The organism is Lysobacter rhizosphaerae, assembly GCF_054779795.1.
On sequence record NZ_BAAGXO010000011.1, the window covers coordinates 52,639 to 66,884 of the forward strand.

13 protein-coding genes are annotated in these 14,246 nt (G+C 66.7%); all 13 read right to left on the reverse strand.

Annotated features, from left to right (window positions below):
• Positions 1–7: 7 nt before the first annotated feature.
• The 13 genes from lpxA to rpsB all read right to left on the reverse strand — a co-directional run bounded on the left by lpxA (position 8) and on the right by rpsB (position 13,966).
• Positions 8–802 carry an acyl-ACP--UDP-N-acetylglucosamine O-acyltransferase gene (gene lpxA / locus ACYVGE_RS15115; protein ID WP_460730924.1) on the reverse strand — a complete coding sequence of 265 codons (795 nt, stop codon included), beginning with the start codon at positions 800–802 and terminating at the stop codon, positions 8–10.
• Positions 799–1,257 carry a 3-hydroxyacyl-ACP dehydratase FabZ gene (fabZ, locus tag ACYVGE_RS15120; RefSeq protein WP_460730925.1) on the reverse strand — a complete coding sequence of 153 codons (459 nt, stop codon included), beginning with the start codon at positions 1,255–1,257 and terminating at the stop codon, positions 799–801. Before fabZ ends, lpxA begins: the two co-directional genes overlap by 4 nt.
• A gap of 86 nt (positions 1,258–1,343) precedes the next feature.
• On the reverse strand, positions 1,344–2,393 hold the full coding sequence (lpxD, locus tag ACYVGE_RS15125) for a UDP-3-O-(3-hydroxymyristoyl)glucosamine N-acyltransferase (RefSeq protein WP_460730926.1): 1,050 nt from the start codon (positions 2,391–2,393) through the stop codon (positions 1,344–1,346).
• 16 nt (positions 2,394–2,409) lie between these two features.
• On the reverse strand, positions 2,410–4,923 hold the full coding sequence (gene bamA / locus ACYVGE_RS15130; protein WP_460730927.1) for an outer membrane protein assembly factor BamA: 2,514 nt from the start codon (positions 4,921–4,923) through the stop codon (positions 2,410–2,412).
• A gap of 145 nt (positions 4,924–5,068) precedes the next feature.
• Positions 5,069–6,433, reverse strand: coding sequence for an RIP metalloprotease RseP (gene rseP / locus ACYVGE_RS15135; protein WP_460730928.1), 1,365 nt, complete (start codon positions 6,431–6,433; stop codon positions 5,069–5,071).
• A gap of 36 nt (positions 6,434–6,469) precedes the next feature.
• Complete coding sequence (locus ACYVGE_RS15140) at positions 6,470–7,642, reverse strand: 1-deoxy-D-xylulose-5-phosphate reductoisomerase (RefSeq protein ID WP_460730929.1); 1,173 nt, start codon at positions 7,640–7,642, stop codon at positions 6,470–6,472.
• A 43-nt stretch (positions 7,643–7,685) separates the two neighbouring features.
• Positions 7,686–8,558, reverse strand: a complete 873-nt coding sequence (locus ACYVGE_RS15145) for a phosphatidate cytidylyltransferase (RefSeq protein ID WP_460730930.1) — start codon at positions 8,556–8,558, stop codon at positions 7,686–7,688.
• Positions 8,555–9,298: a polyprenyl diphosphate synthase gene (gene uppS / locus ACYVGE_RS15150; RefSeq protein WP_460730931.1), complete on the reverse strand. Its 744-nt coding sequence runs from the start codon at positions 9,296–9,298 to the stop codon at positions 8,555–8,557. Before uppS ends, ACYVGE_RS15145 begins: the two co-directional genes overlap by 4 nt.
• A gap of 92 nt (positions 9,299–9,390) precedes the next feature.
• A complete protein-coding gene (frr, locus tag ACYVGE_RS15155) occupies positions 9,391–9,948 on the reverse strand; it encodes a ribosome recycling factor (RefSeq protein WP_310053421.1) in 558 nt (185 codons plus the stop codon).
• A gap of 117 nt (positions 9,949–10,065) precedes the next feature.
• Positions 10,066–10,998: a cation diffusion facilitator family transporter gene (locus ACYVGE_RS15160; protein ID WP_460730932.1), complete on the reverse strand. Its 933-nt coding sequence runs from the start codon at positions 10,996–10,998 to the stop codon at positions 10,066–10,068.
• An 83-nt stretch (positions 10,999–11,081) separates the two neighbouring features.
• Complete coding sequence (gene pyrH, locus ACYVGE_RS15165) at positions 11,082–11,813, reverse strand: UMP kinase (protein ID WP_460730933.1); 732 nt, start codon at positions 11,811–11,813, stop codon at positions 11,082–11,084.
• Between the two features lie 337 nt (positions 11,814–12,150).
• Entirely contained in the window at positions 12,151–13,029 is an 879-nt protein-coding gene (gene tsf, locus ACYVGE_RS15170; RefSeq protein ID WP_460730934.1) for a translation elongation factor Ts, read from the reverse strand.
• Positions 13,030–13,156: 127 nt separating this feature from the next.
• Positions 13,157–13,966, reverse strand: a complete 810-nt coding sequence (gene rpsB / locus ACYVGE_RS15175) for a 30S ribosomal protein S2 (protein WP_457097271.1) — start codon at positions 13,964–13,966, stop codon at positions 13,157–13,159.
• Positions 13,967–14,246: the final 280 nt, after the last annotated feature.

Here is a 14,246-nt window from a genome sequence, read left to right on the forward strand (position 1 = left end):
GTAGTCCCTACCGCAGCAGCGGCCGCTCGCCGCTTTCGATGAAGTCCAGGAACGCTCGCACGTCGGCGCTGTCGCGGGCGATCTCCGCCAGCCTGGCGCGCGCTTCGTCGAGCGTGCTGCCAGACATGTACAACGCCCGGTAGGCGCGCTTGATCGCACCGATGCGATCGCTGTCGAAGCCGCGGCGCTTGAGCCCTTCGCTGTTGATGCCCCGCGGCTTCCCATAGCCCTCCTGGGCGACCATCAGGTAGGGCGGCACGTCGCCGTTGACGAACGCGCCCATGCCGATGAACGCATGCGCGCCGATGCGGCAGAACTGGTGGATGCCGGCGAAGCCGCTGAGGATGACGTGGTCGCCCACGGTTACATGGCCGGCCAGCGTGGCGTTGTTGGAAAACACGCAGTGGTTGCCGACGTGGCAGTCGTGCGCGACGTGCGTATAGGCGAGGAACCAGTTGTCGTTGCCGATGCTGGTGGTGTTGCCACCGCCGCTGGTGCCGCGGTTGACGGTGCAGAACTCGCGGAACACGTTGCGGTCGCCGATGGACAGTTCGACGCGTTCGCCCGCGTATTTCTTGTCCTGCGGTTCGCCGCCGATCGCGCAGTGGCCCATGAAGCGGTTGTCGCGGCCGATCCTGGTCGGACCCAGCACGCTGCAATGCGGGCCGAAGCTGGTGTTGTCGCCGACTTCGACGCCTTCGCCGATGTAGCAGAGCGGACCGACGCGCACGCCCGCGCCAAGTTTCACGCCGGCTTCGACGACGGCGGTGGGATGGACCACGGGCGGAGTCGTCGCGGTCATGCCTCGTTCTTGACCTCGGCGCAGAGGATCTCGGCGCTGGCGGCTACCTCGCCATCGACCCGGGCGACGCCGACGTACAACGCCATGTTGCGGATGGTGCGCTTGAGCGTGACGTCGAGTTCGAGCCTGTCGCCGGGCACTACCATCCTGGCGAAACGGGCGTTGTCCACCTTGACCAGGTAGAACAGATCGCCCTTGCGCTCACCGCCCGACAGCTGGGTGAGCAGGCCGCCGGCCTGCGCCAGCGCCTCGATGACCAGCACGCCCGGCATCACCGGATGGCCGGGGAAATGGCCATTGAAGAAGGGCTCGTTGCAGGTGACGTTCTTGTACGCCAGCACGCGCTTGTGGGGCTCCAGCTCCACCACGCGATCCACCAGCAGGAAGGGATAGCGGTGCGGCAGCAGCTTCTGGATGGTGGTCACGTCGACCGGGAGTTGCACGGGCTGGGTCATCATCTTTTCCTGGCGCACGGAAGGCGCGAAGCGAATCTGTAATTATCCCGCTTCGGCGTCACATGCGCGTCCGTATGGCGCGCAGATTAGCGCGATTGATCGTCCGGGTCTTCCGGGGCCTTCCCGGCTTGTCCCCGCCCGATGCGGCGGGCAAGGGCATCCAGCTGCTTGAAGCGCGCGGCGTTCCTGCGCCAGCTGCGATTGTCCATCAACGGGGTGCCGGAGGAGTATTCACCGGGCTCGCGGATGGAGTGGGTCACCAGGCTCATCGCCGTGACCATGACCTTGTCGCAGACTTCGAGGTGGCCCAGCACGCCCGCGCCACCGCCGATGAGGCAGTAGCGCCCGATCCTGGCGCTTCCGGCCACGGCCGCGCAGCCCGCCATTGCGGTATGCGCGCCGATGAAGGCGTTGTGGCCGATCTGGATCTGGTTGTCGAGGCGCACGTCTTCCTCGAGCACGGTGTCGTCGATCGCGCCGCGATCGATCGTGGTGTTGGCCCCGATCTCGCAATCGTCGCCGATGAGCACGCCACCCAGTTGCGGCACGTTCAACCACTTGCCGCCTTCCATTGCCAAGCCGAAGCCTGCGGCGCCGAGCACCGCGCCGGCATGCACGGTCACGCGCTGGCCCAGGCGCACGCGCGTGACCAGGGTGACGCGCGCGACGAGTTCGCTGCCGGCGCCGACCACGCAGTCATCGCCGATCACGCAGCCGGGACCAATCACGGCCCCCGCTTCCACGCGGCTGCGCGGACCGATGCTGACGAACGCGCCCACATGGGCGCTGGGGTCGACATGCGCGTCTGCGGCGATGTCGGCGGATGCGTGGATACCCGCGGGACGCAGCGGCCTGGGTTCGAACAGCGCCGACATCCGGGCGAAGGCAGCGTACGGATCGCGCGCGACCAGCACCGTGCCCGTGTGGCCGGTCGCATCTTCCGCGCGCATCGTGATCACGCTTGCCTGCGATTCGGCCAGCTGGCTGCGGTACTTGCTGTTGGCCAGGAAGGCGAGCTGCCCGGCCTGCGCGCGGGCCAGCGTGCCGACGCCGTGCACGCGCACGGCGCCATCACCCTGCAGTTCGAGGCCGAAACGCTCGGCCAGTTCGGCCGCGCTGTAGGAAGGCTGGCCCACGTCGGCGCGCGTCAGGTCAGAACGTGCCGCCGAAGGTGAACTGCAGGCGCTCGATTTCGTCGTTGTCTTCCTTGCGCAGCGGGAAGGCATAGCTGATCGAGATCGGCCCCATCGGCGAGCGCCACATCAGCGCCAAGCCCGTGGAAGCGCGCAGTTCGCCCGCATCCCAGCTGTCGACGTCCTTGAAGACGTTGCCGAAGTCGACGAACGCCGAGGCGCGGGCCGCGGGCGTGTCGAGCAGGGTCGGGAAATACATTTCCAGCGCGCCGGTGGTCTTCACCGCGCCACCGACCGGCTGCAGGTAGGTGGTGTTCCCGCGCGGCGACTCGCGCGGGCCCAGGGTGTTGTCGCGGAAGCCGCGCACCGAACGTACGCCACCGGCGTAGAAGTTCTCGAAGAAGGGCAGGCCGTCGGCGGTGACCGTCTTGTCGTAGTCGGGCGACGAGGTCAGGCAGGGTTCGCTCGGATCCGGGCCCGGCACGAAGGTGTCGGTCTTGCCGTCACCGTCGGTGTCCTGGAAGCTGCCCGCCGTGAAGCAGAGGTTGCGCGTGGTGGCGTCACCGTAGCTGTCGCCGTAGCCGAGCTCGGCACGGGTGTTGAGCACGAGGTGGCGCGACAGCGGCCAGAACTTCGAAATGTTGTACTGGAGCTTGTAGTACTCGACGGTCGAGCCCGGTAGCGTGGCTTCCAGCCAGATGCGCTGCTGCATGCCGCGCGAGGGCGTCAGCAGGTTGTCCAGCGAATTGCGCGACCAGCCCAGTTCCCCGCGCCAGGCGTGGAACGTTTCGGCGTCGAGTGCGTTGAGGTAATCGACAATCGGTGCCGGCGTGCTGTTCGTGATGTTGATCTTGTTCGTGTCGATGCCGAACAGGCCGGAAACCGTATCGGTCTCGCTGATCGGGAAGCCCAGTACCACCTGGCCGGCGCCGCTGTCGCTGTTGTACTGCGCGGTGCCGAAGTCGGAGTAATCGAGCGAGCGCCACCACACGTTGTAGCCCAGCGTCATTCCGTTATCGAGGAAGTACGGGTTGAGGAACGAGAAGTCGTAGCGCGACTGGTAGGAGCTGCGCTGGGCCTGTACCGACACGCGGTTGCCGGTGCCGAGGAAGTTTTCCTGCGACAGCTGGATCTGCGTGCTCAGGCCGCTGAGCTGCGAGTAACCCACGCCGAAGACGAAGCTGCCCGACGAGGTTTCCTTGACGTTGACGACGACGTCGACCTTGTCGTTGGTGCCCTCTACCGGCTTGCTCTCGATATCAACGGTCTCGAAGTAGCCCAGGCCCTGCAGGCGGATCTTGGAACGGTCGATGGCGGCCTGCGAGTACCAGCTGCCCTCGAACTGGCGCATCTCGCGGCGCATGACCTCGTCGCTGGTGCGCGTATTGCCCTTGAACACGACGCTGCGCACGTTGACGCGCGGGCCCGGCACGACCTGGAGGCTGATGCCCACGGTCTTGGCCTCGCGGTCGACGTCCGGCACCGGGTTGACCTGGGCGAAGGCGTAACCGACGTTGCCCAGGGTGGCGACGATGGAGTCGGAAGTCAGTTCCAGCAGGCGACGCGAGAAGATCTGGCCTTCGTGGACCAGCACCATCGTCTGCAACTCTTCCTTCGGCAACACGGTGTCGCCGGTCAGCTGGACCGAGGACACCTTGTACTGGTCGCCCTCGCTCACGCCGGCGGTGAGGAACATGTCGCGACGGTCGGGGCTGATCGAGACCTGCGTGGAATCGATGTTGAAATCGATGTAGCCGCGGTCGAGGTAGTAGTTGTTGAGCTTTTCCAGGTCGCCCGAGAGCTTTTCGCGCGAATACTGGTCGTCGCGGCGGTACCAGCTCAGCCAGTTGTGCTCGCCGGACTCCCACGAGTCCAGGATGTCCTTGTCGGCGAACTTCTCGTTGCCCACCAGGTTGATGTGCTGGATGCGCGCGGCCTTGCCTTCCTTCACCGTGATGGTGACATCGACGCGGTTGCGGTCCAGGCGCGACACCGCAGGAGTGATCTCGACGTTGTACTTGCCGCGGTTCTGGTACTGGCGGGTGAGCTCCTGGCTCATCTTGTCCAGCACCAGGCGGTTGAAGGTGTCGCCTTCAGCCATCCCGTTTTCCTTCAGACCCTTCATCAGGTCCTCGGTCTTGATGTCCTTGTTGCCGGTGACGGTGAGCTTGTTGATCGCCGGGCGTTCCTGCACGGTGACGACCAGGATGTTGCCCTGGCGATCGAGCTGGACGTCGTCGAAGAAGCCGGTCTTGTACAGCGCGCGGATGGCGGTGGCGGCCTTGGTCGAGTCGACCGTGTCGCCACGCTCGATCGGGAGGTAGGTGAAGACGGTACCCGCCGAGATGCGCTGCAGGCCGTCGACGCGGATGTCGCTGACTGTGAACGCGCCGGCGGAAGCCAGCGGCGAATTCGCCGCGGGTGCTTCGGCTGGCGCGAACGGATCGGCCGACTGTGCCAGCGCGGGCAGTGCCGGCGCCATCGCTGCAGTGAGGGCAAGGGCAAGCAGGCGGCGATTGGGAAGTCGCGTCATCATCAAATCCGGTTGGGGGTGCGGGTGCCCTGGATGGGCATCGCGGTAGAAGCGTTGGTCATCGAATCGTTGGTCGGACAAGTCCTTCCTGAACTGGTTCCCGGCCGGGTAGATCCCTCTGCGGTTTCCTTCACCGCCGTCAGCATCACCGCACCAGGTTGTTCACGATGTCGTTGTAGAACGCCAGGCCCATGAGGCCGGCGATCAAGGCCAGGCCGACAAAATTGCCGGCGGCCATCACCCGCTCACTGACCGGGCTGCCCTTGACCAGCTCGATAAGGTAATACAGCAGGTGACCGCCGTCCAAGATTGGGATCGGCAGCAGGTTCAGGATGCCCAGACTGAGCGAAAGCAGGGCAAGCAACATCAGGAAGTGCGCGGGCCCCTGTTGCGCGAAGTAGTTGCTGGCCCGCGCGATGGTGATCGGGCCCGCGACGGTATTGCGGGCGGAAACCGTGCCCCGGAAGGCCCGGGTGAAGGTCGCGAACAGTTCGTGGGTCTGGTGGGCGGTTTCCGAGAATGCCGCCGGGATCGCGGCGACCGGGCCGTAGCGCAGGACCGCGTCCTTCTTTGGCTCGGATGCCACCAACTCCACGCCGAAGCCCCACTGCGGCTTGCCATCCCCGGTCCGGGCCAGGTCCGGCTGCAGCGGCAAGGCCAGGCGGTCCTCGCCGCGCTGCACTTCCACCATCGCTTCGCGCTTCTCCTCGCCCAGCCGCTTCGCCATCCGGACGATGTCCTGGTACGAGAGCATCGGCTCGCCGTCGATGGCGGTGATGCGGTCGCCCTCGGCCAGCACGCCCCAGGCGGGCCTGCCTGGAAGCACGGTGCCGATCACAGGCGCGACGGCTTCGTGCCGGCCGCGCAACCCCAATTGCTGCAACGCGCGGGTTTCGTCGAAGCCACGGGGGAGGCGTGAGAGCCGGAACATGCGCTCGGCCTCGGTGCCGCCGGGCTCGCGCACACGGACCGTGGTGTCCTTGCGGTCCAGCGCGGCGGCAAGCAGGCCCATGCTGACCTCGCTCCAGGTGGGCGTGGCGCGCCCGTCCACGCTCAGTATTTCGTCGCCCCGATGCAGGCCCGCGGCGGCGGCCATGCCTTCGGCCTCGCCCACCACCGGCGCGAAATCCGGGCGGCCGAGAACGAACATGCCCCACAGCAGCAACACGCACAGGGCCAGGTTCGCCGCCGGGCCGGCGAGGGAGATGGCCATCCGCTTCCACACCGGCTGGCGATCGTGCGACTGCGCCAGCTGGTCGGCGGGAACCGGCGTATCCGGGTCGTGTTCGCCGAGCATCTTGACGTAGCCGCCCAACGGGATCGCCGCGATCACGTATTCCGTGCCGTCCTTGCCGCGGTGCAGCCACAGCGGCTTGCCGAAGCCGACCGAGAAGCGCAGCACCTTGACGCCGCAGCGGCGCGCGACCCAGTAGTGGCCGAATTCGTGGAAGGTGACGAGCACGCCCAGGCTTACCAGCAGCCACCAGATCGAGCCAATGACCTCACTCATCATCGGTACCTCGCGTGGCGGTGGAACGCGCGTGCATCAGGCTACCGCCGCGCTGGCATGGCGGCGTGCGGCCGCGTCGGCTTCGCGCAGGACGTCCAGCGAGTTGGCGGCGGTGGCGGGCAATGCATCGAGGGTAGCTTCCACCAGTGCGGGAATGGACAGGAAAGCGATCCGCCGCTGAAGAAAGGCTGAAACGGCAACTTCGTTGGCGGCGTTGAGCATCGCGGGCGCGGTTCCCCCGGCCTGCAGCGCTTCGAACGCAAGCCGCAGGCAGGGGAAGGCATCGAGGTCGGGCGCTTCGAAATCGAGGCGGCCATGCTGCAGCAGGTCCAGGCCCTGCACGCCGGAGGCGATGCGCTGCGGCCAGGCGAAACCAACGGCCAGGGCGGTGCGCATGTCGGGCAATCCGAGCTGCGCGAGCGTCGAGCCATCGACGAACTCGACCAGGGAATGCACCAGGCTCTGTGGATGCACGAGCACGTCGATGGACTCGCGCGGCGCGCCGAACAGGTGGTGCGCCTCGATGACCTCGAGTCCCTTGTTCATCAGCGTGGCCGAGTCGACGGAAATCTTCGGGCCCATCGACCATTTGGGATGTGCGATGGCCTGTTCGGGGGTGACGTTGCCCAGTTCCGCGCGATGGCGGCCGCGGAACGGCCCGCCCGACGCGGTGAGCACGATGCGCTTGAGGCCGGCATGTGCATGGGCGTCGGGAAGGCACTGGAAGATCGCGTTGTGCTCGCTGTCGATCGGCACGATCACGGCGCCGCTGTCGTGGGCGGCCTGCATCAGCAGTTCGCCCGCGAGTACCAGCGATTCCTTGTTGGCGAGCAGGAGGCGCTTGCCTGCCTTCGCCGCGGCCAGGGTCGAAGGCAGGCCCGCGGCCCCGACAATCGCCGCGACCACGGTGTCGCAATGCGCGCTGGCGGCGAGGTCCTCGAGGGCTTGTTCGCCCGCGTGCGGCTGCGTGTCGAGCCCGGCTTCGCGAAGTCCGGTGCGCAGGGCGTCGAACTGCGTGGCATCGGCAATGACCGCGTGCAGCGGACGATGCGTGCGGCACAGCGCCAGCAGCGCATCGACCTTGCTGCCGGCGGCGAGCACCGTGGCGCGCAGGCGATCGGGGTGGCGCGCGATCACATCCAGCGCCGACGCCCCGATCGAACCGGTGGCGCCGAACACGGCGATGTTGCGGGCAGGAAGCTGGGACATCGGATCAGATCACCGCCATGCCGAACGCGCGTTCGGCACGGCTTCAGAAGCCAAACATCGCCTTGCCCACCGCGAACACGGGCAGGGCGGCGAGCACGCCGTCGATGCGGTCGAGGATGCCACCATGGCCAGGAATCAGGTGGCCCGAATCCTTCACGCCCGCATGGCGCTTGAGCAGGCTCTCGTACAGGTCGCCGATGACCGAGGCGAGCACGGCCACCAGCGCGACCAGGGCGACCAGCGGCAGCTGCGCGCCTGTCGCGCCGGCCAGCAGCGATCCGCAGACCCCGACCAGCACGCCGCCCACCATGCCACCGATCAGGCCCTCATAGGTCTTGTTCGGGCTCACCCGTGGCGCCAGCTTGCGGTCCTTGAACAGCGTGCCGCCGTAGTGGCGGCCAGCGAAATACGCGGCGCTGTCGGCGGCCCACACGATCGCCAGCGCGGTGAACAACCAGATGTGGCCATTGTTGCCGCTGCCGGGACTCCTGGGTTCGCCGGAATGGAGCCACGCCAGCGCGCACCAGGCAGGAAGCACGGCCAGTGCGCCCGCCGCCAGCTTGAAGAAGCGGGCCCAGGTTTCGTGGTTGCTGGCGAAGTTGTAGTTGCGCAGCCACAGCAGCGCGAAGAACCACCACACCACGCCGATCACGCTTGCGAGCTTGAACAGGAAGTAGCTGTAGCCTCCCACCGATCGCGACGCCCACACGATCGCCACCATCAGCGCGAGGTGCGCAACCAGCAATACGGTGCGGGCGAGGGTGTCCTCGATCTCCGCGAGTTCGAACCACTCCCACAGGCCGGCGAGAAAAATCACGGCCGCCAGCGCCACGATCCACGGCGTCGACAGAAGCAGGATCGCGGCGATCGCGACCGGAGCCATGATCAGGGCAGCCAGCAGGCGGGTTTTCGTCATTCGTTGTTCTCTCGTGGCTGCGTGCCCGCGACCTGCTCACCGGTGAGGCCGAATCGGCGCTCGCGGCTGGCATAGTCGTCCAGGGCGCGTCGCAGTGTGGCGGCATCCAGCTCCGGCCACAACGTTTCGGTGAACCACAACTCGGTATAGGCCAGCTGCCACAACAGGAAGTTGCTGACCCGCGTATCGCCGCCGGTACGGATGAACAGGTCGGGCGCGGGCAGGTCGGCAAGGGCGACCCGGGCGGCCAGCAGGGTTTCGTCGATCGCTTCGGGATCGAGGCGACCGGCGGCGACGTCGCGGGCGAGGGAGCGTGCGGCCTGTGCGATGTCCCAGCGTCCGCCGTAGCTGGCGGCGATGGTCAGGTGCAGGCGTGTGTTGCCGGCGGTCTGCACTTCCGCGGCAGACATGCGCGCACGGATGGCTTCGGCGAAGCGTTCGCGCTCGCCGATGAAGCGGATGCGCACGCCGCGGCGGTCGAGTTCGTCGACCTCGCGCTCGAGCGCACCCAGGAACAGCTTCATCAATGCGCCGACTTCGTCTTCCGGACGTCCCCAGTTCTCGCTGGAAAATGCGAACAGGGTGAGCGCCTCGATGCCGGTTTCGAGACAGAAATCGATGCACAGGTTGACGGTACGCGCGCCGGCGCGGTGGCCGATCATGCGTGGCCGGCGGCGTCGCTGCGCCCAGCGGCCGTTGCCGTCCATGATGACGGCGAGATGGCGGGGAATCGTGCTCATCAAGCTGGGCGTGGCAGGTGGGAACGGGTGATCGCAGGTGGGCAGGACGGTTCTGGTCGATGCGCCGTCCCCGTTCCAGTTCCGGCGATCCGTCAGACCGCCATCAGTTCCTGTTCCTTCGCCTTCACCACGTCGTCGACGTCCTTGATCGCACTGTCGGTGATCTTCTGGATCTCGCCTTCGGTGCGCGTCGCCTCGTCCTCGGTCACCTTCTTTTCCTTCAGGAGTTCCTTGACCTGGCTGTTGGCGTCGCGGCGGATGTTGCGGATGGCGACCTTGGCATCCTCGCCCTCGCCGTGCACGTGCTTGGAGAGTTCCTTGCGGCGCTCTTCGGTGAGGGCGGGCAGGTTGAGGCGGATCACGGTGCCGGCGGTATTGGGGGTGAGGCCCAGGTCCGAAGCCAGGATCGCCTTCTCGACCGCGCTGACCATCTGCTTTTCCCACGGCGTGATCGTCAGCGAGCGTGCGTCGGAGACGGCGACGCTGGCGACCTGGCTCAGCGGCATCTCGGAGCCGTAGTAGTTCACCTTGATCGAGTCGACCAGTCCGGCCGAAGCGCGGCCCGTGCGTACCTTCACGAGGTCGTGGCGCAGCGCATCGACGCTCTTGGCCATGCGGGTCTGGGCGTCTTTCTTGATCTCGTTGAGCATCGCCGGCTCCGGTCCTGTAGTGGATGGTGCGCCCGCAGGCGCATCGATAGGCGCGGGATTATAGCGGCGGGAAGGCGGTGGGCCGAAATTCCGCGGAAATCCGTAGGCGTGCCCGCCTCAGTGGGCGTGCGGCGCGCGGTCGTGGCGGTCGTGCTCGCATCCCGCCCCGCGTTCGACCTGCAGCGTGGGATGGTTGATGCCGAAGCGGTCGTCCAGCTCGCTGTTGATGCGGTCGATGAAGGCGTCGTGGTCGCGGTCGTCGGGGCGCACCAGGTGCGCGGTCATTGCGACCTCGCCCGCGCCCAGCGACCAGATGTGCAGGTGATGCACGGCTGCAACGCCCGGTTGCGAAGCGAGGTAGGCCTGCACCTCGGCCTGGTCGATGCCGCGCGGAACAGCATCCATCGCGGCGTTGAAGCTCTCGCGCAGCAGCCCGAAAGCCCCCAGCGCGACTACGGCGCCGATGAGCAGTGCGGTCACCGGATCCAGCCATTCCCAGCCCAGCCACAGCATTCCCGTACCGGCGAACACAGCGGCCAGCGAAACCGCGGCGTCGGCGACCAGGTGCAGGAAAGCGCCGCGTCGGTTGAGGTCATGGTCGTGGCCATCGCGCACGAACCAAGCGGCGCCCAGGTTCACCGCGATGCCGATCGCGGCAACGATGATCACCGGCAGGGCGGGGATCTCCGGCGGTGCGGAAAAACGGCGGATCGCTTCCCAGCCCAACGCGCCGGAAAATGCGACCAGCAACAGCGCATTCGCCAAGGGCGACAGCAGGGTGGCGCGGCGCCAGCCGTAGGTGTGGCGCGCGGTAGGGGCGCGTTTCGCGATGACGGCGGCGCCCCAGGCCAGTGCAAGCCCCAGGACGTCCCCCAGGTTGTGCAGCGCATCGGAGAGCAGTGCCAGCGAATTGGTGGCGAAGCCGTAACCGGCCTCCAGCACCGTGTAGGCGAGGTTGATCAGGGTGACGACGGCAAAGGCGCGTGTGCTGCTGCCATGGCTATGGCCATGGCCATGCCCGTCGTGGTCGTGGTGGTGTCCGAGGCCCATGCCCGATCCTGTCATGCGGCAGGGCCGCAACACTATTGCGGCCGGATTCGCATCCGGACCTGTATGGGGAAAGCGTCCGCTCGTTACAGGCCGGCGTTGCGTCCGCGCACCAGCGTGCCGATGTTTTCGCCGCGCAGGATGCGCAACAGCACGCCCGGCTGGCTCATGTCGAAGATGCGCAGCGGCAGGTCGCTGTCGCGGCACAGTGCGAAGGCCGCGGTGTCCATCACCTGCAGGTTGCGGGCGATGACTTCGTCGTAGGTGAGATTGTCGAAGCGCACCGCATCGGTGTGCTTCTTCGGATCCTTGTCGTACACGCCATCGACCTTGGTCGCCTTGAGCAGCAGGTCGGCACCGATCTCGATCGCGCGCAGCGCCGCGCCCGAGTCGGTGGTGAAGAAGGGGTTGCCGGTGCCGGCGGCGAAGATGGCCAGGCGGCCCTTCTCGAGATGGCGCACGGCGCGGCGGCGGATGTAGTCCTCGCACACGTCGTTGATCTTGATGGCGCTCATCACCCGGCATTTGGCGCCGATCTTTTCGAGGGCGTCCTGCATCGCCAGTGCGTTGATCACCGTCGCCAGCATGCCCATCTGGTCGCCCGTGACGCGGTCCATGCCACCGGCCGCGAGGCCCGCGCCGCGAAAGATGTTGCCGCCACCGATCACCAGCGCCACTTCGGCCCCGGCCTGCTGCGCCTCGATCACCTCGCGCGCAAGGCGGTTGAGCACGACCGGGTCGATGCCGTAATCCTCGTTCCCCATCAGCGCCTCGCCGGACAGTTTCAGCAGGACACGGCGATAGGCGAGCTGGGACATGGCGACCTCGGGGGTTAGCGGCGCGGGAACAAACGGCGGGATTGTAGCTGAAGCCCGGCGGTTCGCCCGTCGTCGAGAGGTCCCTCTCCCCGCTTGCCCGGACCCTCTCCCCGCTTGCTGGACCCTCTCCCCGCTTGCGGGGAGAGGTGCCCGCAGGGCGGTGAGGGGGGCGAGCGTAGCGAGCTGCTGTTGCCTTTGCTCTGCAGCGAAGAGCAACTCGCTGCGCTCGCTCCCCCTCTTCTGCCCTGCGGGCAGCTTCTCCCCGCAAGCGGGGAGAAGAGAAAAGAAAAAACCCGCGATTTCTCGCGGGTTTTTGTCGAAGCGAAAACGCGGTCGCTTAGACCTGCATCGCCTTGGCGACTTCGGCGGCGTAATCCTCAACCACCTTCTCGATGCCTTCGCCAACCACCAGGCGCTGGAAGCCGACGACGTCGGCGCCGGCGGCCTTCACCGCCTGCTCGACGGTCTGGTCGCTGTTCAGCACGTACGGCTGGCCGTACAGGGTGACCTCGTTGACGATCTTGGCGATCTTGCCGCTGATGATCTTCTCGAGGATCTCGGCCGGCTTGGCCTTGTCCTTGTCGGACATCTTGGCCAGCTCGATTTCCTTTTCCTTCGCCACGAACTCGGCCGGCACGTCGGCCGCCTTGTTGTACGGCGGGTTCATCGCGGCGATGTGCATCGCGATGCCACGGGCCAGGTCCATGTCGCCGCCCTTGACCTCGACCAGCACGCCGATCTTGCCGCCGTGCACATAGGCAGCGACGTTGTTGGCGGTGCTGACGGTGGCCATGCGACGCACCTGGATGTTCTCGCCGAGCTTGGCGATGGCGGCAGCGCGGGTTTCCTCGACGGTTTCACCGGACGGCAGCTTGGCGGCCTTCAGGGCGTCGACGTCGGCGGCGCCGGACGTCAGCGCAGCCTTGGCGACGGCATCGGCGAAGCCGATGAAGTTGACGTCCTTGGCGACGAAGTCGGTTTCCGAGTTGATCTCGACCAGCACGGCCTTGCCGCCATCCTGGGCGACCGCGATGCGGCCTTCGGCGGCGACGCGGCTGGCCTTCTTGTCGGCCTTGGCGAGGCCCGACTTGCGCAGCCATTCGGCCGCGGCGTCGATGTCGCCGTTGTTCTCGGTGAGTGCTTTCTTGCACTCCATCATGCCGGCGCCGGTGCGCTCGCGCAGTTCCTTGACCAGGGAAGCGGTGATTTCTGCCATGGGGGTTACCTCGGAAAATTTGTAGGGCAAGAGCGTGGCGGGCCATGGCCCGCACAACGCGAATGCGATTGTTGCGGCCGCGCAGCTTGGCGCGGCCGCAACTCGCTGGTGGTAAAGCCGGCGAGTATTACTCGGCGGCTTCGGCCTTCTTGGCCGGGGCCTTCTTGGCCGGGGCACGGCCACGCGGGGCCTTGTCGTCGCCTTCGGCAGCGGCTTCGGTGAACTCTTCCTCACGGACCGAAGCGGCCTGCGGGGCGGCGGCCTTGCCTTCCAGCACCGAGTCGGCGGCAGCGCGGGCGTACAGCTGCACGGCGCGGATGGCGTCGTCGTTGCCCGGGATGGCGTAGTCGACCAGTTCCGGATCGTAGTTGGTGTCGACGACCGCGATCACCGGGATGCCGAGCTTCTTGGCTTCCTTGATGGCGATGTCTTCGTGGCCGACGTCGATCACGAACAGGGCGTCGGGCAGGCGGTTCATTTCCTTGATGCCGCCCAGCGAGGCTTGCAGCTTCTCGCGCTCGCGGCGCAGGGTCAGCACTTCGTGCTTGACCAGCTTCTGGAAGGTGCCATCGGTTTCAGCGGCTTCCAGTTCCTTCAGGCGGGCGACCGACTTCTTCACGGTGGCGAAGTTGGTCAGGGTGCCGCCCAGCCAGCGCTGGGTCATGAACGGCTGGCCGCAACGCTCGGCTTCTTCCTTGATCGCGTCGCGCGCGGAGCGCTTGGTGCCGACGAACAGGATGACGCCGCGCTTCTGCGCAACGCCCGAGATGAAGTTCATCGCGTCGTTGAACAGCGGAACGGTCTTCTCGAGGTTGATGATGTGGATCTTGCCGCGGGCACCGAAGATGTACGGACCCATCTTGGGGTTCCAGTAACGGGTCTGGTGGCCGAAATGGACGCCGGCTTCCAGCATCTGGCGCATGGTGATCTGGGGCATTGCATTACTCCGATGGGGAACCGGCCTCCTTCGACGGGCTCATGATGAGCGACACATCTAGGGACGACTCGCCATTGAAGGCGACGGTTCCGGGGTTGGGCCTCCCCGCTGCTTCCGTGACCGAACTCCAGTCCGGTTGGACCTGGAGCACCCCGGCACGGGCTGTGGCAGCGGGTGTGTATTCGCCGTACTGGAGCCTTGGCTCCAGATTTCATATCGCCCGGCGTGGCGGTCCGTGGCAGGCCACAGAGCCGCGGAAGTATGCCGGTCCCGCCGGTTC